Source organism: Paenibacillus turpanensis (assembly GCF_011421635.1).
GTDB lineage: Bacteria > Bacillota > Bacilli > Paenibacillales > YIM-B00363 > Paenibacillus_AK > Paenibacillus_AK turpanensis.
This window is the reverse complement of the sequence record NZ_WTLI01000006.1, coordinates 41,081-62,438: the sequence shown is the minus strand read 5'-3', so window position 1 is coordinate 62,438 and position 21,358 is coordinate 41,081. Positions and strand designations below refer to the sequence as shown.

The 21,358-nt window shown below is 51.6% G+C and carries 22 protein-coding genes; 20 read left to right on the top strand and 2 right to left on the bottom strand.

Annotation, left to right across the window (positions count from 1 at the left end; all coding sequences use genetic code 11):
* The first annotated feature begins 137 nt into the window (after positions 1 to 137).
* On the top strand, positions 138 to 809 hold the full coding sequence (tenA, locus tag GQS10_RS07065) for a thiaminase II (RefSeq protein WP_166240491.1): 672 nt from the start codon (positions 138 to 140) through the stop codon (positions 807 to 809).
* Between the two features lie 98 nt (positions 810 to 907).
* Here the strand turns inward: tenA and GQS10_RS07060 are convergent, their stop codons facing one another.
* Positions 908 to 3,067, bottom strand: a complete 2,160-nt coding sequence (locus GQS10_RS07060) for an RCC1 domain-containing protein (protein WP_166240489.1) — start codon at positions 3,065 to 3,067, stop codon at positions 908 to 910.
* A gap of 325 nt (positions 3,068 to 3,392) precedes the next feature.
* On the opposite strand from GQS10_RS07060, the gene GQS10_RS07055 reads away from it, so the two are divergent.
* The 4 genes from GQS10_RS07055 (at position 3,393) to GQS10_RS07040 (ending at position 6,048) form a co-directional block, all read left to right on the top strand.
* Positions 3,393 to 3,560, top strand: coding sequence for a cytochrome c oxidase subunit 2A (locus tag GQS10_RS07055; protein WP_166240487.1), 168 nt, complete (start codon positions 3,393 to 3,395; stop codon positions 3,558 to 3,560).
* Positions 3,561 to 3,584: 24 nt separating this feature from the next.
* Positions 3,585 to 4,052, top strand: coding sequence for a cytochrome c oxidase subunit II (locus tag GQS10_RS07050; RefSeq protein WP_166240485.1), 468 nt, complete (start codon positions 3,585 to 3,587; stop codon positions 4,050 to 4,052).
* Between the two features lie 14 nt (positions 4,053 to 4,066).
* Positions 4,067 to 5,722 carry a b(o/a)3-type cytochrome-c oxidase subunit 1 gene (locus GQS10_RS07045; RefSeq protein ID WP_424991771.1) on the top strand — a complete coding sequence of 552 codons (1,656 nt, stop codon included), beginning with the start codon at positions 4,067 to 4,069 and terminating at the stop codon, positions 5,720 to 5,722.
* Between the two features lie 194 nt (positions 5,723 to 5,916).
* A complete protein-coding gene (locus GQS10_RS07040; RefSeq protein WP_166240481.1) occupies positions 5,917 to 6,048 on the top strand; it encodes a DUF4023 domain-containing protein in 132 nt (43 codons plus the stop codon).
* A 99-nt stretch (positions 6,049 to 6,147) separates the two neighbouring features.
* On the opposite strand, the gene GQS10_RS07035 is transcribed toward GQS10_RS07040, so the two are convergent.
* The gene (locus GQS10_RS07035; protein WP_166240479.1) at positions 6,148 to 7,224 is read right to left on the bottom strand and encodes a YheC/YheD family protein; all 1,077 of its coding nucleotides are present in this window, start codon (positions 7,222 to 7,224) and stop codon (positions 6,148 to 6,150) included.
* Positions 7,225 to 7,434: 210 nt separating this feature from the next.
* Here GQS10_RS07035 and GQS10_RS07030 point away from each other — a divergent pair, with 210 nt between their 5' ends.
* The 15 genes from GQS10_RS07030 to GQS10_RS06960 all read left to right on the top strand — a co-directional run bounded on the left by GQS10_RS07030 (position 7,435) and on the right by GQS10_RS06960 (position 21,281).
* A complete protein-coding gene (locus GQS10_RS07030) occupies positions 7,435 to 8,250 on the top strand; it encodes a glycosyltransferase family 2 protein (RefSeq protein ID WP_166240477.1) in 816 nt (271 codons plus the stop codon).
* A gap of 6 nt (positions 8,251 to 8,256) precedes the next feature.
* Positions 8,257 to 9,261 (top strand): glycosyltransferase, encoded by a 1,005-nt coding sequence (locus GQS10_RS07025; protein ID WP_243735015.1) that lies wholly within the window; start codon positions 8,257 to 8,259, stop codon positions 9,259 to 9,261.
* Between the two features lie 53 nt (positions 9,262 to 9,314).
* The gene (locus GQS10_RS07020; protein WP_166240475.1) at positions 9,315 to 10,049 is read left to right on the top strand and encodes a glycosyltransferase family 2 protein; all 735 of its coding nucleotides are present in this window, start codon (positions 9,315 to 9,317) and stop codon (positions 10,047 to 10,049) included.
* A 24-nt stretch (positions 10,050 to 10,073) separates the two neighbouring features.
* The gene (locus tag GQS10_RS07015; RefSeq protein WP_166240473.1) at positions 10,074 to 10,805 is read left to right on the top strand and encodes a sugar phosphate nucleotidyltransferase; all 732 of its coding nucleotides are present in this window, start codon (positions 10,074 to 10,076) and stop codon (positions 10,803 to 10,805) included.
* Positions 10,806 to 10,847: 42 nt separating this feature from the next.
* The gene (locus tag GQS10_RS07010) at positions 10,848 to 11,939 is read left to right on the top strand and encodes a CgeB family protein (protein WP_243735014.1); all 1,092 of its coding nucleotides are present in this window, start codon (positions 10,848 to 10,850) and stop codon (positions 11,937 to 11,939) included.
* A gap of 8 nt (positions 11,940 to 11,947) precedes the next feature.
* Positions 11,948 to 13,072 (top strand): CgeB family protein, encoded by a 1,125-nt coding sequence (locus GQS10_RS07005; protein ID WP_166240469.1) that lies wholly within the window; start codon positions 11,948 to 11,950, stop codon positions 13,070 to 13,072.
* A gap of 17 nt (positions 13,073 to 13,089) precedes the next feature.
* Positions 13,090 to 13,335: a hypothetical protein gene (locus GQS10_RS07000; RefSeq protein WP_166240467.1), complete on the top strand. Its 246-nt coding sequence runs from the start codon at positions 13,090 to 13,092 to the stop codon at positions 13,333 to 13,335.
* 188 nt (positions 13,336 to 13,523) lie between these two features.
* The gene (locus GQS10_RS06995; protein ID WP_166240465.1) at positions 13,524 to 15,314 is read left to right on the top strand and encodes a glycosyltransferase family 4 protein; all 1,791 of its coding nucleotides are present in this window, start codon (positions 13,524 to 13,526) and stop codon (positions 15,312 to 15,314) included.
* Positions 15,311 to 16,405: a non-hydrolyzing UDP-N-acetylglucosamine 2-epimerase gene (gene wecB, locus GQS10_RS06990; RefSeq protein ID WP_166240463.1), complete on the top strand. Its 1,095-nt coding sequence runs from the start codon at positions 15,311 to 15,313 to the stop codon at positions 16,403 to 16,405. The genes GQS10_RS06995 and wecB overlap by 4 nt, the downstream gene beginning before the upstream one ends.
* Positions 16,395 to 17,381, top strand: coding sequence for a polysaccharide biosynthesis protein (locus GQS10_RS06985; RefSeq protein ID WP_166240461.1), 987 nt, complete (start codon positions 16,395 to 16,397; stop codon positions 17,379 to 17,381). The genes wecB and GQS10_RS06985 overlap by 11 nt, the downstream gene beginning before the upstream one ends.
* Complete coding sequence (locus GQS10_RS06980; RefSeq protein ID WP_166240459.1) at positions 17,378 to 18,211, top strand: dTDP-4-dehydrorhamnose reductase family protein; 834 nt, start codon at positions 17,378 to 17,380, stop codon at positions 18,209 to 18,211. The genes GQS10_RS06985 and GQS10_RS06980 overlap by 4 nt, the downstream gene beginning before the upstream one ends.
* On the top strand, positions 18,193 to 19,116 hold the full coding sequence (locus tag GQS10_RS06975; protein ID WP_166240457.1) for an NAD-dependent epimerase/dehydratase family protein: 924 nt from the start codon (positions 18,193 to 18,195) through the stop codon (positions 19,114 to 19,116). The genes GQS10_RS06980 and GQS10_RS06975 overlap by 19 nt, the downstream gene beginning before the upstream one ends.
* Positions 19,117 to 19,118: 2 nt before the next feature.
* Positions 19,119 to 19,823 carry a glycosyltransferase gene (locus GQS10_RS06970; RefSeq protein ID WP_166240455.1) on the top strand — a complete coding sequence of 235 codons (705 nt, stop codon included), beginning with the start codon at positions 19,119 to 19,121 and terminating at the stop codon, positions 19,821 to 19,823.
* Positions 19,824 to 19,859: 36 nt separating this feature from the next.
* Positions 19,860 to 21,110: a glycosyltransferase family 4 protein gene (locus GQS10_RS06965; RefSeq protein ID WP_166240453.1), complete on the top strand. Its 1,251-nt coding sequence runs from the start codon at positions 19,860 to 19,862 to the stop codon at positions 21,108 to 21,110.
* Complete coding sequence (locus tag GQS10_RS06960; RefSeq protein WP_166240451.1) at positions 21,111 to 21,281, top strand: hypothetical protein; 171 nt, start codon at positions 21,111 to 21,113, stop codon at positions 21,279 to 21,281.
* Positions 21,282 to 21,358: the final 77 nt, after the last annotated feature.

Genomic DNA, 21,358 nt, shown 5'->3' with positions numbered 1-21,358 from the left:
GCTCATAATTTTATCGATATCTTGACATAGAAAGCCGCTCAAAGCAATTCATTTTCATTCTTCCAGTGTTTGACTGCGTTTATCCAAATGATATGATAATCCCGTAAAGAAAAAGGGTCAAGATGGAGGGACGACTTATGGAAAAGGTTTCGCAGCGATTGTATCGAAAAGCAAAGCCGATTTGGGATCAATGCCTCGAGCATCCGTTCCTGAAAGAGCTTGCAGCGGGCAAGCTGGAGGAGGATCGTTTTGCATACTATTTTGCACAGGACTATGTATATCTAATAGAGTATGCCAGATTATTCGCTTTAGGCTGCGCCAAAGCACGAGATTTGGAGACGATGAACCGTTTTGCCGGTTTGCTGCATTCCACGCTTTATGGTGAGATGGAGCTGCATCGCAGCTTTGCCCGCAAATTCGGCATTTCTCCGGAGCAGCTTGAGGCGACAAAGCCGGGTCCAATCACGATCGCCTACACCGGGTATATGAAAAATGCAGCGCAAACCGGTACGCTCGCGGAGCTGCTTGCCGCACTGCTGCCTTGTACGTGGAGCTATTGGGAGCTGGGAGTGACGTTAAGCAAAGTGCCTGGAGCGCTCGATCATCCGCTGTACCGCGATTGGATTCTCACATACGCTTCCGACGAGGTCGGAACGCTTGCCAAATGGATGATGGACAAGCTGGATGAACTGGCCGAGGGCTTACCGGAAAGCGAGCTTGCGCATTTGGAGGAGCTGTTCGTGACGACCTCAAAATTTGAATATATGTTCTGGGATATGGCGTATAACAAGGAACACTGGCCGGTGTAAGGCTTGTCCTGCACGTTAGCCGATAGAAGAACACCCCAAGATCCGAAGGCTCCGTAATAGGAAGCCGGACGGATTTTCTTGGGGTGTTTTTTCATTTATTACTTGCCGGTAACAACAAGGCCTGGCTTAGCGGCTTCTCGATAGAGCGGGCTGAACCCGCCGATTTGTACCGTTCCGTCCTGCAGCAGCAAGGCATGATAGAACGATTGCGGCCCTTCAATGTAAAAATAATACTGCGACGCGATGGATTTCAGCTCATCCGGGGAGGTAAGCTTGCCTTCCAGCTTCAGCTTGAGATAGTTCTCCCGTTCAGTGAGAGCGCCATCGGCGTTTACAATCAGCCCTCGGTTAATTGCAGCCGCTTGGGCAATATTTTTCTTAATTTTAAAGGAGACCGTCCGATCTTCCTTTTTATTGCCTTCCTGCTTAACAATGATCCGCACTTCATGGACAGCACCGGCTTGATCCAGCACATGCGTCAAAAAGCTGTATTCTTGGTCGTAGGTGTTATAAAGAATCGCCATTTCCTTCACCGCCGGGATGTCGGGAATCGGCTTCATGAGCAGCTCCGTTTCAGTCTCCCTCTCGCGGTAGAACACACGTCCGTCATCCATCACAACCATGGCAACCGGCTGATCAAACAGCTGTACGGGCTTTCCGACCTTGTCTGCTTCAAACTTCAGCTGGCGAATGCGATCAATCCCTTGCTTAGAAAGACTGATTTCATAAACATCGCCCTGCTCAAGCTGGACGAGAAGCTGACCTGCTGTGCCACCTTCCAGGTTCGTTATCACTCCGCCTTGGGAGGTGATTTTGCCCAGCATACTGCCTTCCGCATCGGGGAGGGTGTAGATTGCTCCATCCTTCGATAAGAAAACGGGGAATTCCGTTTGCTGAGCGACCTTCTTTATATTCATCCCAAGCAGCAGCGGCTTTTGCTGCTCATTGGCCGGATTAAAGCTCCACACATTGCCGTTTGCAATTGCAGCCAATCCACCCTGGACAGGGAATAAGGCGTCCGCACCTTGAAGTTTTCCGACCGTCACAAATTGCTTTGAATAATAGGGGAAGCGTCCGAGCTGGCCAAACATATTGCTGCCCCAGGTCATCACTGTTCCGTCTTTACGCAGGGCGAGGATATGGTCGGAGCCATTGGTAAAGTCTATGATTTCCGATACGCCTTCCATAGGCTCGAGCTTTCGATTTGTCTGCTCACCGCCGGGCCGTTGGCTGCTGGAGGTAATAGGTCCAGACCCCCATAACGAGCCGTCCTTATGGAGTGCAAATACGGAATCGTTGCTTCCCGATACCTTCGTGAAAGAGCCCCATTCAGGCATGGGAACGAGTTCTTTATTGCGATCGTAGCGGATTTCATACCAGTTCCCTTTGGTCGTAAGCAAATAAGCGGATTGGTTATTCATCGTAAAATCCGCACGCGCCAGTTCACCGCCGTCAGGCAGCGTGAGTTTCGATGGGGCTTCTTGAACAGGGTGTCCAAAGTCCTCTCCCGCTGCTAGCACGGTTCCGTCGGTTTGGACGGCGATGATGCGAAACATACCGACATACAGACGTTCAATTCCAGCTAATGAAGAAATTTGCTGGAGCTTAGGCGTCTGCTTCTCCCCTTCGAGCATCCAATGCCACACTGTTCCGTCCGGCTTTAACGCATAGATCGAGTCATTGGCCGCCTGATGAATGGAAACGGCGCCTTTAAGCTCTGGAATCGCTCTAGGGGCATTTCCGAAGTTGATATACCAGATGTCACCGGCGTCCGTTACCGCGAACTCGCCTTCCACTTGCTTCACCTTCGGCAAACCATGAATCGCAATGGGGTATGACTGCGACTCAGAATAAAAATTCCAGCCTTTCATTCCCCATGCATATACGGTTCCTTCCTTGCTGAGGGCAAAGGAAGTACCGAATTTACTTCCATAACCGGCCTCGTCGAAAATTTTGCGGGTCGAAACCGCTTGGATGCCCTCCAGAGGCGTCGATTGAGCAGACACGCTTGGCTTAAAGGCAAGCGGGGTCCCGATCTTCACCTCGGGCCTTGCTACCGTTTCGTATACAAAAATAGCACCTGTATTTTCCTTATTATTTTGTGTTGGCTCGTTGACCGTGACCGGCGGTTCGGCGGCCGGCGGTGCAGAAGTGCTTGGTTGTTCCGGTGTCCGAAGCCAAATCGCTGCAGACAAAGCAACGGCCGTCGCCGCAACTGCTCCTGTGATGAGCCATTTCCGCGGGGGAAGTTTTTTCATTCGCAGAACCTCCATGGGTGTCTTTCGATTTAAGTGAAATCTTAAAACGCTCACTCTCTCTTACAAGACGATGGAGGTGATTGCAAAGTTGCAGGTTATATATGGATAAGAGTGCAGTAAATTGCTTTGACTTCGATAAATTCAACGAAATGAACCCGGCAGCAGGCTCCTATCTATTACATTTCGCACAGCTGGAACCGCTGTTAAAAAGTGTTCACATTCCCTGGAAGACGAAGTGACTTTGATCACAGGATACATTCCCCCATGCAGGTACAATGAAAACAAATCAATGAGCTGGTTCAAATGATAATGGGGGTAAACAAACATGAACGATTTGGAGAAAAAGGTGAAAGAAAATACTTCAATTCCACAAGTTCCTGCACATGAAGATGAGCCGCCGCTTCGCGGTGCATTCGCTTCCGTGTTAATTCTTGGAGCGTTTATAGCAGTCTCCTGGTTAGGCGTATGGCTGCTATACACATCAAAACTGTAATACGAAAAGGGAGGCAAGAATAGGATGCACATTCACCGCTTAGAAAAAATATGGCTGCAGATCGGCATCGGCATGCTGATTTTATTTTTGGCAATTACGGGAGTTAATGCGTTTGCAATGGGGCAGCAGCCCCCAACCGGACATCATATGATCGATCCGGCGAAGGTTAAGGAGACAGCACCGTTTGATAAGCCGGGCCTTCACAAAATAAGTGAAAACGAATATGAGCTCGTCATCATCGGTTACGCCTTTGGTTATACACCGGGAGAAGTTGAGGTTCCTGCCGGAGCAAAAATTAGATTTACGGTAACGAGCTCAGACGTTGTTCATGGCTTCCAGATTCCGAATACAGCCGTGAACCTGATGGTCGTGCCGGGTGAAGTGAACCATATGACATACACCTTCAAGGAACCGGGCGATTATTTAGTGCTTTGCAATGAATATTGCGGCGCGGCGCATGAAGGCATGAAAATGATTATTAAGGTGCGCTAGGGAGGATGAGTTCAATGCTGGGAAAACATAAATTTGACCGCCGGGACGGGGCGCTCGTCCTGGCCCATGTATGGGTAGCCTTTATCGCGCTGTTTCTTGGCGGGGTGGCGGGTCTTCTGCAAAGCTTAGTACGCGGGGGACGAATTGTACTGCCTGCGGAAATCGGCTACTATCAGCTGTTAACGGCCCACGGCGTATTAATGGCACTCGTCTTCACAACCTTTTTCATTATCGGATTTCTTTATGCCGGTATCGCAAAAACGATGGGAGATAACCCGGGCGAGCTGAGTGAGCCAGCCCGCAGACTGGGATGGATCGGCTTCGGTATGATGTCCGCCGGAACGGCGATCGCTACCGTCATGATCCTGCTGAACAAGGCAACGGTATTGTACACGTTCTACGCTCCAATGAAGGCGGATCCGCTGTTCTATATTTCACTCGCACTTGTCGTGATCGGCAGCTGGATTTCCGGCTTCGGCATTTTTATCCAATATGCTCGCTGGAGAAAAGCGCATCCGGGGCAAAAATCGCCGCTTTTCGGATTTATGGCGGTAACGAATATGATCATGTGGCTCGTTGCTACGTTGGGTGTAGCGGTAGAAGTAGTGTTCCAGCTCATCCCATGGTCGCTTGGCTGGACGGAAACCATTAATGTTATGCTGTCTCGCACATTGTTCTGGTATTTTGGTCATCCGCTCGTTTATTTCTGGCTGCTTCCGGCTTATATGTGCTGGTATGTATCCATTCCGAAAATTATCGGAGGCAAAATTTTCAGCGACGCGCTGGCCAGATTGTCCTTTATCATGTTTCTGCTGTTCTCGATTCCGGTAGGCTTTCACCATCAGCTGATGGAGCCGGGGATCTCCAGCATGTGGAAATACATTCAGGTTGTATTAACCTTTATGGTTATCATTCCTTCTTTGATGACCGCCTTCTCGTTGTTTGCAACGTTTGAGCTGTACGGCCGTTCCAAGGGCGCGAAAGGCTTGTTCGGATTTTTCAAGAAGCTGCCTTGGGGAGATGTTCGATTCTTCGCTCCGTTTATGGGCATGCTGATCTTTATCCCGGCTGGAGCGGGCGGAATTATTAACGCTTCGCACCAGCTGAATGCGATGGTTCATAACACCCTTTGGGTAACAGGGCATTTCCATCTTACGGTGGCAACGAGCGTCGCGCTGACCTTCTTCGGAATCACTTACTGGCTTGTACCGCATGTTATGGGGCGTAAGCTGACAAAGAGCATGAATACGCTCGGGATTTGGCAGACGATATTATGGGTTGTCGGGATGTTCTTTATGTCTGGTTCGATGCACACTGTCGGGTTGTTCGGATCGCCTCGCCGCACGGCTTATACAACCTACGGCGACCATCCGGATGCGATCCTGTGGATGCCGTACCACGTAGCGATGGCTGTAGGCGGAACGATTTTATTTATCGCAGTTATCCTTATGTTTGTAAATCTCTTTATTCTTATGCGCGCTCCGAAAGGAGAAGAGGAGTTTCCGATTGGTGAAACGGCAGAGGAGGCCGCGCCGACTCCGGCGATCCTGGAGCGTTGGGGGCTGTGGATTGGTGTAGTCGCCGTGCTGATCTTGTTAGCCTATACGGTGCCAGTGTTAGACATGATCCGTTCCGATGTTCCGGGCTCCAAAGGCTTTATTACTTGGTAAACTAACAAATTCTTTAGCTAATATAGAGAAATCATTCATAGGATTTGCGCGAACCGGTGTCTGGCGATCAGGCGCCGGTTTTTTCTCATTTTGAAAGAAGAGGAACCTTTTTCCGGGGAAGAAGAAAAGGCAACTCGGGAAAACTGATAGCTGCGTCTCATATTGATGGAAATCGAGGAAGGAGGCTACTCGCGATGGAAAGCACAGAGCAGTTTGTAAAAAAGGTGCATGATACGCAAGCCAAGGATGAGAAAAACCGCCGCACGCAGGGAGGAAATCATCCGGAAAACAGCTTGCCGGCGAAGCAGCATAACAAAATGCCTTAATATGCTTCGCGCAGTCTTTCGGCTGGCGGTTGACCTCAATGGATTGTGAAAAATGTTAGAGACCGGGCAGGCGTTCATCAGCCCGGTCCATTCGCTATTTCACGCCTGCGTATCAAGTAAATACTTCGCATAAGCCATCGGATTGCGATAGGTTGCTGCGAACGCATCGTCCAAGCCGGCTTTGCGGAAGCTGTAGCGCTGGTCGCGTCCGTTGCACTCGATAAACAGCGGTGTGCCGTCCGCTGCAATGCCGATATCCATACCGAGGTCGGCGAGCCTCGGCAGCTCCTCGTCAAGCCGCCGCGCAATAAGCATTGCGGCTTCCTCCACATCTTTTCTCACCCGTTCCGGATTCAGCTGCGGATACTCCTTCAGCACGTCCTCCAGGGTACGCACACTTCCTCCCCGGGCTACGTTCGTTACAAATTTCCGCTTTCCAGCGATTTTGCAAACCATCCCCGTAATGCCCCATTCTCCATTCCCACCGCGTTGTACGGAAACACGAAGATCAAACGGCCGCCCTTTGTAGGTAGCAAGAGGCAGGTACTGCTGCACGATATATCGGCCTGTACGGAGCTTTGGATAGAGAATCCGGTTTATTTGCTTTGTGCCGATCACACTTTTCCATGCCCCGTTTGTAGGCCGGTAGCTGAGCTTCCACGATCCCCCTATTTTCTCCAGCTTCATTACTCCAATGCCGATGCTGCTGCTGCGCGGCTTAATAATTAGGGCATCGAAACGTTGCTTCATTTGCCCGACATTTTGGATGCTCGCGATCATCGTGTACGGCAAATATTGACGAACGGCATCACTTTCATTTAATAAACGATGAATATGCCATTTGCTGTAACGATTTTTCTGGTTGAACAAAATGGTGTCGCAGGATAAAAGGCGGCTGGCCTTTTGAATGGACGGCTTTTTAAAGTACAGCGCCCGATTATGGATTACGGCGGGGATCGGAACGGTTTTCAACTGAAATACACCGTCACTCTCGATATAAGCCTTCACGCTCCGGCGCTGAATGGAAACCTGCTTCAGGGTGAAAAAGCAAGGCACAACGCCGAGCAGCCGGCAGGCTTCCATATAATGCGGAAGCACTTCCTGCTTTGTTTTACACTTTGGAATCCCCTGGAATATATCATGATTCAGCAAAATGCCTACATAGGGTTGCTCCACTCCTGACACTCCTCATCATTTACAGATCTATACGCGAATGGCGTCTTTGTAGTATATGAAGCGGCACTTGAATCGGTTTAGACGGACGAGCTGGTTCACTCGTCTATTTTTTCGTGAAGAACGCCCATAGTCTGTACACCTGCCTTTACCGCGTTTGTCTCGGAGGCATACGATGCAGGGTAGTTATCCTGCTAAGGGAGTGACGAGACGATGAAACCGCGTAAATCGACCAAACGGCGGAACACGCGGCTGCGGCGGCTGACGGCAATTGCGAATGCTGCGGAGCCGGCAGTGTCCGTCATTATCCCAGCTGCTAATGAGAGAAAAACGATTCGCCAAGTCATTTATGAAGCAAGGCATGTGCATCCGGAAACGGAGGTTATCGTCGTTGTCAACGGCAGTACCGACGGAACCGAGCGGCTTGCGGAAGAAATGGGTGCGAGGGTGGTCGTTTTTCCCGAGGTGCTCGGCCATGATGTCGGCCGCGCCATTGGCGCGCGGGAAGCAAAAGGGCGCATCCTTTTATTCACGGATGCGGACATTGTTATTCCGGCGGCAAAGCTGCGTCCTTTTGTTGAGCAGATAGACCAAGGTGCAGATATTGCTTTAAACCGTTATCTTGGGCCCGTAAAGACGAAGAGACCGCATCCGGTCATCTTGGCAAAGCATGCGCTTAACGCAATGTGCAGCAGACCGGACCTTCGCGGCTTTTCATTGACAACCGTTCCTCATGCGATGAGCAGGGAGGCGTTGGAAAAGGTCGGTATGGAATTGCTGGTAATTCCGCCGAAAGCGATGGCTGCCGCCGTTCATCTCGGCATGAATATCAAGCTTCCGTGCCGGGTGGATGTAGGCCGCTCTAATCCGAGGCGGCGTACCAAGTATAGAGTAGACCCGGTCCAAACGCTTATACTGGGCGACCATTTGGAAGCGCTCGGCTGGCTGCTGGAGGCGGTGCGGGACAACGAGTCTGGAATTCGAATCGGGATGACGGATCTACAGAGGAACCGCCAGAGGGTGAGGTGAGGCCTTTTGAATCAATCGACGAAGACGAATAAAACAAAAAAGAACACGGTATTTGCCAGAACCGCCTTTTCTGCAGGCAAACGCTTGGGGGGCAGCAGTAAGCTGGGACGGTCCGCAGCGGATCAAGTCAAGGCAGGCCAGCTGTGGGCCGACTGGTATGCTGCACGTAAAAATAAAGTGCGGAAATGGAACACGTATCACCGCGCAGCTAAAGCGTTTTTGCGCGGCTTGTATGGCAAGCGGAAGGCGCCCGACTGGGTGCTGCCCCCCGTCGCTAAGCCGCTGGATATTGTGGTAACGGCGATGAATGAGGAGCGCACGCTGCCGCGGCTGCTCAGGCAGCTCGGACGTCTGCCGCAGGCTAACGTGGTTGTTGTGGTGAACGGCGCGACGGACCGCAGCTTTGAAGTATCGAGGGATGCGCTTGACGCAGCTATCGTTCATTTCACCGATCCGCTCGGGCATGACGTAGGCCGAGGCGTCGGGGCGAAGCTGACCCGGTCGGAGATCGTTCTATTCTTAGATGGAGATATGGTTGTGAAGGCGGAGGAGTTAATTCCATTCATTTCCTCCATAGCGTCCGGCGACGACGTTGCATTAAACCGGATTGACCCGCTGCTTCCGTTGTTTCATCGAAGGGACAGCGTGACTTATGTAAAGCAGTTTTTAAACCATGTGCTGGGACATTCGAAGCTGGGGGCCGCATCGATGACGGCCGTCCCGCATGCTCTTTCGCGGCGTGCGATTGATGTGATCGGATATCCGAATCTCGTGGTCCCGCCTAAGGCTCAAACGATTGCAGCGCTCAGCGGCCTTCGCATCAGTGCGCCGGGAATCGTAAACGTCATCCAAAGAAACCGTGTCCGCAGTTTAAATGCGGGTGAGGGCAATCCTGTCGCGGAGCTGATTATCGGCGACCATATCGAGGCCCTTCAGCACGCGTTGGAGGTAAAGGGAAATCGGATGACTTTTCCTGACCTGCTTCGCTTGCGGGGAGAATTTGTTCAGTAGCGGGTTGATTCGTTGTCGAAAGAGAAGCATTCGGTAACAAGGGAGGGCACGAAATGAAAACGAGTATCGTTATTCCAACGTATAACGGGCTGCACCTGCTTGCTCCGTGCATTGAATCCATCCGCCGTTACACGGCTGGATCGTATGAAATTATTGTTGTTGACAATGGTTCATCAGACGGCACTGTGCAGTGGTGCAGGCAGGAAGCCATCGACTTCGTGTCCCTGCCTGCCAATCTAGGCTTTCCCCAAGCCTGCAACATCGGTTTACAGGTGGCTAGCGGGGATGTCCTGGTGCTGCTGAATAACGACATCGTAGTGAGCCATCGCTGGCTGTCCAATATGCTTGCCTGTTTATTTGCGAAGGATTCGATCGGTATTGTAGGTCCCATGAGTAATTATGTGAGCGGCAGTCAGAAATCCGAACTGCAGTACAGCTCACTGGAGCAGTTTCATGCTTTAACACCCGAGGCGAACCGGCACGATCCGGAAAAATGGGTGGAGGTGCAAAGGCTTGTAGGATTCTGCATGGTTTTCCGCCGCGAGCTGGTGGAGCGGATCGGTCTGCTTGACGAACGCTTCTCACCGGGGCATTACGAGGATGACGATTACTGTCATCGGGCACGCGAGGCGGGATACCAGCTCTATATGTGCGGCGATACGCATGTGCATCATTATGGGAGCGCAAGCTTCCGGCAAAATCAACCGGAATCCCTACAGCTCTTAATCGAACGAAATCATCAGCTTTTTATGGAGAAATGGGGTTTCGATCCCCATCGCTATATTTAAATTCGGAGAAGGAGGATCGGTACGATGAAAGGTGTGATATTAGCAGGAGGAAGCGGGACTCGGCTGCGTCCGCTTACCACAGTGGTGAACAAACACTTGCTGCCGGTCGGAAAATTTCCGATGATTCATTATTCATTGGAGAAGCTTCATTCCGCGGGAATCCGCGAAGTAATGATTGTAACCGGAGCACAGTCCATCGGGCTGTACGCCGCTTATATCGGAAGCGGCGCGGAACGGGGAATGAAGGTTCATTATGCAGTACAGGATGAGGCCGGAGGAATTGCCCAGGCGCTCGGACTTGCAGAGTCGTTCATTGGCGACGATGAGAAATTTATTGTGCTGTTAGGCGACAATTTGTTCGAGGATTCGCTGGACCCGTTCGTCAAGAAATATGAGAGCCAGTCTTCCGGAGCGATGGTGCTGCTTAAAGAGGTAGAGGATCCCCGCCGCTACGGTGTTGCCGAATTGGACGGCGGACGGATTACCTCAATTGAAGAAAAACCGGAGCATCCGAAATCGAACTACAGCGTTACCGGCATTTATATGTACGATCCCGAAGTGTTCGATATCGTGAGACGGATAAAGCCATCGGCCCGTGGCGAGCTGGAAATTACCGATGTGAACAACGTTTATGCGGAGGCCGGCACGTTAACCTATGACGTGCTGGAAGGCTGGTGGACGGATGCGGGAACGCATGAGTCGCTGCGGGAAGCTGCAGATCGGCTGTCCAAGGACGATGGGGAGAACGGAAAATGAGCAGGGGCGTAAAGCACCAATTTGGCTTTTGGAGGAATGAGTATGCCTAAGGAAACAGCAGCTATCCGCGGGTCTGAGGCTGGGTTTCGTTTGGGGGAGGAGCACGGCTATCATTACGGTCGCTGCGAGGCGCTGCTTCGCAGCATTCCTCCTGCAGAGTATCAAGCGTGGCCGCTCCGCGTGCTGTTTATTCCGCAGGGGTTTCCTGCGATTGACTGCGGAATCATCTCCGCACTAACGAAGCAATCGGCAGAGCTGATTGTCGGGCAGCAGACGGATCTTGCCGGTCAGGCGGCCGCGCATCAGCCGGATTTGCTGCTGGTGATGAATGGCCTGCACACGTTTCCGGCTACCTTGGTTGAGGAGCTGAACACAGTGCGGGGGATGGGGATTCCGTCTGCGGTATGGTTTGCAGACGACCCTTATTTTACGGATTTCACAGTAGAGCTTGCTCCCCATTTTGATTATGTGTTTACTCACGAGCTTGGCTGCATTGAGCTATACAGAGGGGCAGGCTGCAGACAGGTGCACTATTTGCCGCTTGCTGCCAACTTGGAAGTGTTTCGTCCGCGTCCTGCCGGTATGAACTATCGAGCGGACCTCTGCTTTATCGGTACGGGGTTTTGGAACCGGATCGAGTTGTTTGATCGGTTGACACCCTTTCTGCGGGGCAAAAAGGTCATCATCGCAGGAGGAATGTGGGATCGTTTGAAGCACTACAAAAAGCTTGCTTCATCGATTATTTCGGAGGGAATTCCTCCCGAGCAAACGCCGTTCTACTACAGCGGTGCCAAGATTGTGATTAATTTACACCGCTCCTGGAAGCCAGGACCGGATAACCGAAACAGCCGTGGAGTACCGGCGTTATCCATTAACCCCCGCACCTTCGAAATGTCCGCATGCGGCACATTTCAACTGACGGATTTGCGCCATGACCTTCCTTCCTATTACGTTCCTGGAAGTGAAGTCGGTGTATTTCAGACGACAGATGAACTCATAGCGAAGATAGAATATTACTTGCGGCATGAAGAACAGCGAAAGGAAGCGGCACTGCGTGCTCTCGGCCGGACAGCACGGGAGCACTCTTACGATAACCGCGTTCATCGTCTGCTCCATGCCGTGTTCGGAGGATGAGGAGGAATATGAAAAAAAGAAAGAAAGCGGCGGTAACGGGGCCGCAATTAGGTTGGAATGACGGCTACCATGCAGGCTACAAATTAGGATCCGATTACGGATACTGGACGGGACGCCGTGAAGCAGTCGTGCGCAAGGTGTCGGCGGAGCCGACGACCTTCTGGGATCTTAAGATGATTTATGTGGCCAGCGGCAAAGGGTTCCCTTATTCACCGTTGGATCATTCGATCATGGAGACGCTTGGAAAGCTAGTGAGCGAATTGCACGTGGTTCAACCGGAAGAAGATCTGGTTCAGGCCGTCGACGCTATTTCTCCGCAGCTCGTTCTCGTGCTTGACGGATTGTCTTATCCCGTCGAGCCAATCGATAGTGTACGTGCGCGCGGAGTAAAAACAGCGATATGGCTTACCGACGATCCTTACTACACGGACATGACGGTGGATATTGCCCCGCATTACGATTATGTATTTACCCTGGATCTCAGCTGTGTTTCTTTATACCAGTCGTATGGCTGCAGTCAGGTTCATTATTTGCCTTTTGCTGCAGACCCGAATCTCTATGTGCCTCAACGGGTGCCCTATGGAGAAAATCGGGATGTAGGGTTTGTCGGCAGCGCCTACTGGAACCGTGTTGCTTTCTTTGATAAGATGGCTCCTTTTCTATCGGACAAAAAGATGAATATTGTCGGTATTTGGTGGGATCGCTTATCCAATTATGAGCTGCTGGCGCCAAAAATTCGCCTCAACCATTGGATGGGAGCGGCGGAAACAGCGTATTTTTACAGCGGTACCCGGATTGTTATCAATATGCATCGGGCTCATAATGACGATTCCTACAATAAAAACAGCCGGCTTATTGAGGCGATGTCGCCGAACCCGCGCACGTTTGAAATATGCAGTACCGGGGCACTGCAGCTGACAGATGCGCGCAGCGATCTCACCCGCTTCTATAAACCGGGCGAGGAGATCGTCACCTACTCCTCTCCGGAGGAGTTAATTCAAAAATTGGATTATTACCTGAATCATGAGGAGGAGCGGCGTTCGATCGCGCTCCGTGCTCTTGAACGTACTCGGCGTGAGCACACGTACGCCAACCGTTTGACTCAGATGCTGCAAATTATAGTTGGAAGCTAAAGAAGGAGGGGAACCGGATGGCAGCAATTAAAAATAAAAAATCCCGCAAAGTCAGAGGCAAGAAACGTCGTGTATTAACCAAGAAGAAGCGTCAGCATGCGGTGAGAGGGTCTGTCCGCCGCAAAAAAGGATTCGATTCAGCTGCATACAACACAGCTTACAATGATGCATTTAATATCGCTTATGACAGAGGGTTTGATTCGGGCTTCGCGAAGGGTCTCGCTGAGGCCGGGGCGCTCGAGCAGCAGCTTGTTTCCGTATAACAACCGGCGAATGGCAAGGCGGTCCGGCGGGGGTACAATTTTAGACGGATGCATCCGGTTCAACTGTCCGTGCCCCCCCGGCAGGCTGACCCATATATTGGTATGACCACACCGAAGGAGGTGAATTCCATACCTGTTCCCGCCGGTTAAGGTATGACACTATGACTGTTCACACAGGAAAAGTAATGATGTTTTCTCATATATGCAACGCCGACTATTTTACAGGGGCAGAACGGCTCCTCCATTTTCTGGCTAAAGAGCTTTCTAATGTGTTTGATTGCGTGCTTGTTGTTCCGAATGAAGGGATGCTGGCAGAATCGGCGAGAAACGATGGAATTTCGGTTGTTGTCTACGATTATCCGTTGCTTTGGAGCATGTATCAGGCGGACGCCACAACGGAAATGGAGCTGAATCAGCTTCGAGATAGCGCTTCGTGCGGCGGACTTATTAACCTGCTTCACATGCATCGCCCAGATTGGGTGCTGGTCAACACTGTTGTCAACCCGTATCCCGCTGCGGCCGCAAAAGCCTTAGGGATTCCGGTGGTATGGAATGTGACTGAGGCGATGGAAGCGGGGACGCATCTGGCAGGAGTGGCGTCGTTTATCGAACGCGAAGCGGACTGGGTTGTCGGTATTTCTCATACGACGCTGAAGCCGCTCTACGAAGGCAATGACTCACTCCGGCACAAGAGCGTCATTCTGTATCCCTCTTGGAGCGATTCGGCTGACGAGGCGCACGTTCAGAGCCGCCGCAGTTTGCTCCGCACAACGAGAGGGATCGGTGAGCATGAGCTCTGCGTCGGCTACGTATCATCCGTATTTTACCCGAATAAAGGGCTTGAGCATTTTGTACGGATGGCCATTGAAATAGCCGGTCAGCATCCAGATGTGCGTTTTGTCATCTATGGCAGCCCTGGGGAACCGGGCTATTATCACCAATGCGTCGAGTTGATTGAGGGTTCCGGTTTTTCCGAGCGGTTTCTCATGCTGCCCTTTGAGCCGGACGTCTGCGATCTATACGCCGTAATGGATATTCTTGTCGTCCCAAGTCTTGTGGATGAAGGGTTTGGAATGACTGCCCTGGAGGGACTCGTATACGGCAAGCCAGTCGTGGCCTACGATGCGGGCGGTCTTCGGGAAATCTTGGATTCGACCGGGCAATCGCAGTTTATTGCTGCGAAAGGGGACATTGCCGGGCTTGCCGAACGCGTTAAAGCCTTGTGCATCGATCCGGCGCTGAGGGCAGCGGCAGCAGTGCACGGATCCCACGCGGTACGCAGCGTCTTTGGTCAAGGAGCGTACCAAGGAAGACTTCATGCTTGGCTTCAGCAGCTTATGCCGACGATTCACAGCGCTAAGCAGCATACAGCCGGGCGAATGAAAAGCTTTCCGAGCGGTACGTTGCTCAAGGGAGAACGGTCGACAGCCGTGTTCCTGCTGGAAAACGATGTGAAACGGCCTTTTTCCAGCGGAGAAGCATTTGAATTTTACCGCTATTCGTGGGAAGAGGTTATCACGTTGCCGGATGCTGAGCTGCATGCTTATTCGACAGGAGCACGGGTTAGTGAAAAGCCTCCTTTTTCCACTCACGCGCCATCCACTTTTTTAGCAAAGGGAAGCGGACCGACTGTTTACTTGATCAAGAACGGGATCAGGCATCCGTTCCAGTCCGAGGAACAGTTCCGTTGGATGAATTACCGGTTCGAGCGTGTCGTGACGCTTTCGGACGAGGTAATAGGCAGTCTGCCGGAAGGTGAGCCATTCTCGGCCCGAATGACGCCTGTCGCCGTAAAGCGGAAGGCGGGCAAGAGCAAGCGCAAAAAGGCGAAAATCATTCGCAGTAAGCGCGGTGCGCACAAGAAGGGGCTTCGTTTACGCCGCCGTCACAAGCCAAGTAAAGCGAAGGGCGGCAAACGACATCGCAAAACCCGCACGATCAAAAACAGAAAACGGAAAATGGGGAGGAGAGCGGGATGAGGATTGTAACCGTACTGGGCACGAGGCCGGAAATCATCCGCCTCAGTCTAATCATTCCGAAGCTTGACCGAAACGCCGACCGCCATGTGCTGGTGCACACCGGTCAAAATTTCAGCAGAAGCTTGAGCGATATATTTTTTGAAGAGCTTGGGCTGCGTAAGCCCGATCACGTGTTGATGAACGCGCAGGCCTCGCTCGGCGGCCAGCTGGCCGCCATGTACTCGCAATTTGAAGCCATATTGGAGAAGGAGCAGCCTGATAAGGTTCTGCTGCTTGGGGACACGAACAGCGCGCTTTGCGCGATTTTAGCGGAGCGCATGGGGATCCCTGTTGTTCATATGGAAGCGGGAAACCGCTGCTACGATCTGAGAGTACCGGAGGAAAAAAACCGGAAGGTCATCGATGCAATTTCCACCATCAACATGCCCTATACGCCGCAGAGCAAACAAAACCTGCTGCGGGAAGGGGTCCCTGTAAATCGGATTATCGTAACCGGCAATCCGATTTACGAAGTGCTTCAGCATTATACGCCGCAAATCGAATCCAGTACGATTCTCAACAAGCTCCAGCTTCAGCCGCAGCAATACTACCTCGTAACCGCACACCGTGCAGAAAACGTCGATCATCCGGAGCATCTGGCCGCAATTATTGGCGGCTTGAACGCCGCAGCAGAACAAAGCGGACACCGGATTATATGCAGCATTCATCCCCGCACTCGATCGAAACTGGAAAACCAACCTGATATCAAGCTTCATTCGCTTGTAGAATTTCATGAACCGTTTGGCTTCTTCGATTTCGTCCAATTGGAGAAGCATGCCAAGTGCGCCATTACCGACAGTGGGACCGTGCAGGAGGAATGCTGTATCTTTGGTGTTCCTACAGTCACAATCCGCAATACGACTGAGCGTCCGGAAACCGTCGACTGCGGCAGCAATGTGGTAACCGGACTCGATTCGAAGCGGATTGCGGATGCCGTACGGCTCATGTCGGAAATGAACACCAAATGGGAATGCCCGGCAGGATATACGGCCCCTGATGTTTCGGACATTGTCGTTAAATATGTACTGGGAGGGAAAACGGATGTTTCGTAACAAACGTATTTTGGTAACCGGTGGTACAGGATCTTGGGGGTATGAGCTTGTCACCCAGCTGTTAAGCCGGGAACCGCAAGAAATTGTTGTGTATTCGAGAAGCGAATCGAGCCAGGTTTCCATGCAGCGCGCGTTTGACGACGATCGGCTCAGCTTTGTCATTGGCGACGTACGTGATCGCGAAGCTTTGACGATCGCCTGCGAAGGGATCGACTACGTGTTTCATTTGGCAGCCTTAAAGCATGTTCCGGTCTGTGAGGAGCAGCCGTACGAGGCGCTGAAAACGAACGTAGAGGGAACGGAAAATCTGATTCATGCTGCGATTGAAAACAATGTTGAGAAGGTCATTAACGTATCGACCGATAAAGCGGCGAATCCGTCGAACTTTTACGGTATGACCAAGGCCATTGGAGAAAAGCTGACGATTCATGCGAATCTGCTGAAAACAAACACGAAGTTTATGTGCGTTCGCGGCGGCAACGTTCTGGGTACGAACGGCAGTGTCATTCATTTGTTTAAGAAGCAGATCCGTGAGAAAGGGCAGGTAGGGATTACCCACAGAGACATGACGCGCTTTTTCCTTACCTTGGAGGAAGCGATCGGTCTGCTGCTTCGCGCCACGAAGGAAGGCATTGGCGGAGAAACCTTTGTTATGCATATGCCGACCTGCCGCATTATCGACTTGGCTGAAGTGCTTGGTGAAGCGATGGGTGTCAAAAATGTAAAGACGATTGAGCTTGGAATTCGTCCAGGGGAAAAAATTCATGAAATCTTGTTCTCAGAATTCGAGAGCGTATCGACGTACCATTTCGATCAAGAGAACTATGTGGTGCTTCCTCCGCTTGATATTCCCGGACTCAAGCGTCATTACTCGGGTTATACGCCTGTAGCGATGGGCAGCTATTCCTCCTCCGAAAACTTGATGAACAAGGAGCAAATTCGCCAAATGCTTGTGAAAGGCGGCTTCATTTCATGATAACAAAGCTTCTTGTCATCGGAGGAAATGGAATGGCCGGGCATGTCATCGCAGATTATTTCCGCAAGAAGGAGAACTTCCGCGTATTCTATACGAGCCGGGAACGCAAGGACCCGAACACCCTTTACTTGGACGTACGTAAGTACGACCAAGTGGACAGTGTTGTTAATGCAGTGAGCCCCGACATCATCGTTAACTGTGTCGGGCTCCTCAACCAATACGCCGAGCAGAACGAGATTGACGCGTACCTGGTCAACGGCTTGCTGCCGCATCGATTGGCCGATGCGGCGGATCGGGTCGGGGCTAAGGTCATTCATATCAGCTCCGACTGCGTCTTCACTGGAAACCGCGGCAATTACACGGAGAAGGATAAACCGGACGGAGTTACCGTCTATGCCCGGACGAAGTGTCTTGGGGAAGTTGTCCGCGCGCCGCATATGACCATCCGGACATCCATAATCGGTCCGGAAATTCGCCGCGGCGGCATTGGGCTGTTCGAATGGTTTATGAGTCGGAGCGGCACGATAAAGGGTTACCGCAACGTGCTTTGGAACGGTGTGACGACATTGGAGCTTGCGAAAGCGATTGACTATTATATTGAACGTCCAGTGAGCGGTTTGATTCATTTGACCGCTCCCAAAAAAATCAGCAAGCATGATCTGCTTCACCTGTTTCAGCGTACTTTCGATAAAAATAACGTCGAAATCATCCCAGACGATGAAATCCGCAACGACCGTTCGCTCGTTAATACCCGGGAAGACGCAGCGTTCAGCGTGTGCGGTTATGAGCAAATGCTGCAGGAAATGCGCGATTGGATGAACCGGCGGTGAAAACGCCGGTCATCTTGATTACCGGAGCCGGCGGATTTACAGGGCAGCATGCGGTTCGCCGGTTTTCCCAGCTTGGTTACGAAGTGGCCGCGGTTGTGCGGACTCTTCGAACCAAGGAGGAGCAGCTTCCCGGTGTAAGCGAGCTCCCTTGTGATTTAACGGACGAAGCAGCGGTAAGGCAGCTTGTCGATGAAGTGAGGCCTGACTATGTGCTTCATCTCGCCGGTCAAAATGCGGTTGGCGATTCCTGGAAGGAGCCGTCTGTGAGCTTCCGTACCAACGTCGCCGCTACGCTGTACCTGCTGAACGCGGTCCGCCATTACCCGCACAGCCGGACTCTCGTCGTAGGCTCGAACCTGAGCTCCGCCGCGCTAAAGGGTCAAACCCAGCCTGCGCATCCGTACGGTTTTTTCAAAGCGCAGCAGAGCAGTCTGGCTCTGGCGTTCGGACATTTGTTCGAAATGAACGTTATGGTTGCGGAGCCAACGAACCTGGTAGGCCCGGGACCGTCGACAGGCGTATGCGGACTGCTTGCCCGCTATGTCGTTCGCAGAGAACGCGGTGAAACAGAGCAGCCGTTCACGCTGTCCTCGCGGTATGAGGAGAGGGACTATCTGGATGTGCGAGACGCGGTTAGCGCTTATGAAAAGCTGCTTGTGCTAGGCAAGGCCGGAACGATTTATCCGGTTGGCTCGAGGGTGACGCGCAGCTTGCTTGAAATCGGGCGCACGTTTCAGGAGCAGGCCCGCGTTCCGATCACGTTTGAGATCGGAGAGGCGAAAGCAGCCGCACAGTCGAAGCCAGCCGATACGCAGGAGCTGCTAAAGCTGGGCTGGCAGCCTGCGATTCCCTTTTCCCAATCCGTTGCAGATACCCTTGATTATTACAGATCGAAAGGAGAGTAGCGATGCTGCCGAGAGTATCGATTGTTATTCCTTTTTATAATGACCCATATGTTGGAGTCGCCCTGCAATCGGCGGTGAGCCAAAACTATCCGAATTATGAAGTGCTCTTGGTCAATGACGGGGCTACTATGTATTTGGATCGAATTACTCCTTTTACAGACCGGATCAATGTGATTTCGAAACCAAACGGAGGAACGGCAACCGCGCTTAACGAGGGCATTCAGCATGCCAGCGGAGAATATATCGCATGGCTCAGCTCAGATGACGAATTTCATCCCGACAAGCTAAACAATCAGATTAAGTTTATGCTGGAACACAATTCCTCGCTTAGCTGCACTAATTTTGACCAGATCAATGAACATGGCGCAGTCATTCAACCATCGGCAAATCCGACGTACCCGTCGCCCCATGAATTTTACCGCACATTAAAGTCGGCGTGCCCGGTGAATGGATGCACGGTCATCATGCGAAAGCAGCTCTTAACGCATGTCGGCTTATTTAATCCGGTTTTTCGATACACGCATGATTACGAGCTTTGGTGCCGCGCGCTGGTGAATGGCTACGACATTCACTTTTTAAACCAGCCGCTTACACGGTACCGCGTGCACGGTGGAATGGGAACCAAACGACATTGGCCTGTCATCCAGCGGGAAATTTCACGAATCAAGCATAAGTACCGGAAACGTCTGCAGCGTCTATACGGCTAGGTGCTTGGGACCGGGGATAAGAGGAGTGTTACAACTATGAAAATATTACTCGCGACGTATTGGGTGCTCCCGCATTTAGGCGGCGTATGGCCCTTTATGACGCAAATGAAACGAAAGCTAGAGGAACAGGGGCATACGGTCGATATATTGGGCCATTCGCAAGATATGGAGTCGTTTCATCTACTGACTCGCGATGAGCATTTCCGCAAGGATTGGGTAATGCCCGTCCTGAACGCAAAGCTTTCTCCTGAGCAGGTCCCCAACATTTATATCCATGACTTTGTAAAGGATTACGAACTGTATCGTTATTGCATGGAATTGGCTGCCGGGTATTTCAATGTTGGGCAGTATGATCTCATTCATACTCAGGACGTTATTTCGACGCTTGCCTTAAACCGGGTCAGACCGCAGCATGTCCCGCTAATCGCGAGCATACACGGTTCCTTTACGAGTGAGATTGGCGAACTGCTGAGATATACAACGGACGGCAGCCCGGAGAAGAACCGGCAGGCACAGCTTGCTGAACAATATTTTTATGCCCTGGAGCGGGAAGGGGCAAGCGCGGGGGATGTTACGGTTTGCTCCACCTTTTGGATGAAGAAATTGCTGACTGACCGGTACGCGATTCCCGATCAGCAGTTTGCCGTTTTCCCTTACGGTTTGGACACAGATACGTTTTATAAAACAGGAACGTCTTCGGTTGAACGGGATTACGGGAAAAAGGTAATTGTTTATACAGGCAGACTGCATCGTTATAAAGGGGTTCATCTTTTACTCGACGCTCTGGCCGAGGTGAAGCAGTACAGAAACGATTGGGTCTGCTGGATTGCCGGTGAGGGCGCTGAAGAGGATATACTTCGCGCGCAAGCGAAAGAATTAGGCATAGCCGGAGATGTTCGCTTCTTGGGTAAAGTGGAAGGTATTGCTGATTTATTGCATAAAGCCGATATGTATGTGCTGCCCACGCTGAATGACAATATGCCGTTTTCTATTATGGAGGCGCAAATGGCGGGTCTGCCAGCCATTGTGAGTAATGCCGGCGGCTTACCGGAAATGGTCAGCCACGGAGAGACGGGACTCATCTTTTCGAATGGCGATACTGCAGGATTACGAAATCATCTCCTTCATCTTTTGGAGGACGATGCATATCGCGCGGCACTCGGACGTCAGGCTAAGCAATCGGCGCAGGTGAAGTGGTCGCTTGATACGATGATCGGCAAGTTTATGTCCCTTTATTCGCAAGAGCTTGTGAAGAAGGGCAGGAGTATGGAAGGAGGGCTGCGGTAAATGATGACGATTAGTGATCTCTATAATTCAATGTTCCGAATCGAAACGAGCAATCCGGAGGTACTCGTAAATTTGCATGTGTGGAACCGAATCTTGAAGGGACTACCAGCGAATTACCAGCTCCATGACGACACGCTGCTAAAGGAAATTACGGATTCAGTTATCGTGTAACACCTTTTGATTTTCGTTTCCGCCAATATTGGACGGAAACGATTTTTTGGCATGCGTTCGGACAGGCTGCGGGCCTT

Bases quoted from the DNA above. Each gene is read 5' to 3' on its own strand.
- GQS10_RS07040 (WP_166240481.1), top strand. From the start codon at position 5,917: ATGGAAAGCACAGAGCAGTTTGTAAAAAAGGTGCATGATACGCAAGCC.
- GQS10_RS06960 (WP_166240451.1), top strand. From the start codon at position 21,111: ATGATGACGATTAGTGATCTCTATAATTCAATGTTCCGAATCGAAACG.
- GQS10_RS07000 (WP_166240467.1), top strand. From the start codon at position 13,090: ATGGCAGCAATTAAAAATAAAAAATCCCGCAAAGTCAGAGGCAAGAAA.
- GQS10_RS06985 (WP_166240461.1), top strand. From the start codon at position 16,395: ATGTTTCGTAACAAACGTATTTTGGTAACCGGTGGTACAGGATCTTGG.
- GQS10_RS06970 (WP_166240455.1), top strand. From the start codon at position 19,119: ATGCTGCCGAGAGTATCGATTGTTATTCCTTTTTATAATGACCCATAT.
- tenA (WP_166240491.1), top strand. From the start codon at position 138: ATGGAAAAGGTTTCGCAGCGATTGTATCGAAAAGCAAAGCCGATTTGG.
- GQS10_RS07030 (WP_166240477.1), top strand. From the start codon at position 7,435: ATGAAACCGCGTAAATCGACCAAACGGCGGAACACGCGGCTGCGGCGG.
- GQS10_RS07050 (WP_166240485.1), top strand. From the start codon at position 3,585: ATGCACATTCACCGCTTAGAAAAAATATGGCTGCAGATCGGCATCGGC.
- wecB (WP_166240463.1), top strand. From the start codon at position 15,311: ATGAGGATTGTAACCGTACTGGGCACGAGGCCGGAAATCATCCGCCTC.
- GQS10_RS07045 (WP_424991771.1), top strand. From the start codon at position 4,067: ATGCTGGGAAAACATAAATTTGACCGCCGGGACGGGGCGCTCGTCCTG.
- GQS10_RS07005 (WP_166240469.1), top strand. From the start codon at position 11,948: ATGAAAAAAAGAAAGAAAGCGGCGGTAACGGGGCCGCAATTAGGTTGG.
- GQS10_RS06965 (WP_166240453.1), top strand. From the start codon at position 19,860: ATGAAAATATTACTCGCGACGTATTGGGTGCTCCCGCATTTAGGCGGC.
- GQS10_RS06980 (WP_166240459.1), top strand. From the start codon at position 17,378: ATGATAACAAAGCTTCTTGTCATCGGAGGAAATGGAATGGCCGGGCAT.
- GQS10_RS07015 (WP_166240473.1), top strand. From the start codon at position 10,074: ATGAAAGGTGTGATATTAGCAGGAGGAAGCGGGACTCGGCTGCGTCCG.
- GQS10_RS07055 (WP_166240487.1), top strand. From the start codon at position 3,393: ATGAACGATTTGGAGAAAAAGGTGAAAGAAAATACTTCAATTCCACAA.
- GQS10_RS06995 (WP_166240465.1), top strand. From the start codon at position 13,524: ATGTTTTCTCATATATGCAACGCCGACTATTTTACAGGGGCAGAACGG.
- GQS10_RS07060 (WP_166240489.1), bottom strand. From the start codon at position 3,067: ATGAAAAAACTTCCCCCGCGGAAATGGCTCATCACAGGAGCAGTTGCG.
- GQS10_RS07010 (WP_243735014.1), top strand. From the start codon at position 10,848: ATGCCTAAGGAAACAGCAGCTATCCGCGGGTCTGAGGCTGGGTTTCGT.
- GQS10_RS07020 (WP_166240475.1), top strand. From the start codon at position 9,315: ATGAAAACGAGTATCGTTATTCCAACGTATAACGGGCTGCACCTGCTT.